Source organism: Vibrio sp. 10N.222.49.C9 (assembly GCF_041474985.1).
In the GTDB taxonomy this organism is placed as follows: domain Bacteria; phylum Pseudomonadota; class Gammaproteobacteria; order Enterobacterales; family Vibrionaceae; genus Vibrio; species Vibrio crassostreae_C.
Window position 1 is genome coordinate 1 of sequence record NZ_JBFRVD010000843.1, and the last position, 517, is coordinate 517.

Here is a 517-nt window from a genome sequence, read left to right on the forward strand (position 1 = left end):
GTTTAGCACTGCGCCAATGGTGAGAAGCAGAGTAATTACGGTAAGGAGTGCGCGGTTTGATTTCGGAGATGAAGGCGCAGCAGTGTCGTTTTTTAAAGGTGTTAACTCACTCATTTTTCTGGGCTCGAGTTTGGTCAATTAATAAGGAGCAGGGATTTGCTTGATGACGTTGGCAATACGCTTCTGAGTTTCATTATCCAGAGTCAGTTCAAAGGCTGCTAGGTCTTCCTTTAGCTGAGACATGCTCGTCGCGCCAATAATGCTAGAGGTCACCCCCTGAACGCTGTTACACCACGCTAACGCCAGTTGCGCTGGAGTAATGCCGATGTCTTTGGCGATGTCAGCGTACTGCGCTACGGCGCTGTGTGCGAGTTCAGTGCTTCGGTAGATGTTATTTGAGTTCATTAAGCTCCAGCGACTGCCTTCAGGGCGAGCGCCATTGGCATATTTCCCGGTTAACAAACCACTAGCCAACGGTGACCAAGGTAGATAAGCGACATCCGCATGATGGCAGTGT

At 49.7% G+C, this 517-nt stretch carries 1 protein-coding gene; it reads right to left on the reverse strand.

Annotated features, from left to right (window positions below; genetic code table 11):
• Positions 1 to 138 precede the first annotated feature (138 nt).
• The coding region (locus AB4585_RS25865) for an aldo/keto reductase (RefSeq protein ID WP_372171635.1) at positions 139 to 517 on the reverse strand (379 nt) is incomplete at its 5' end.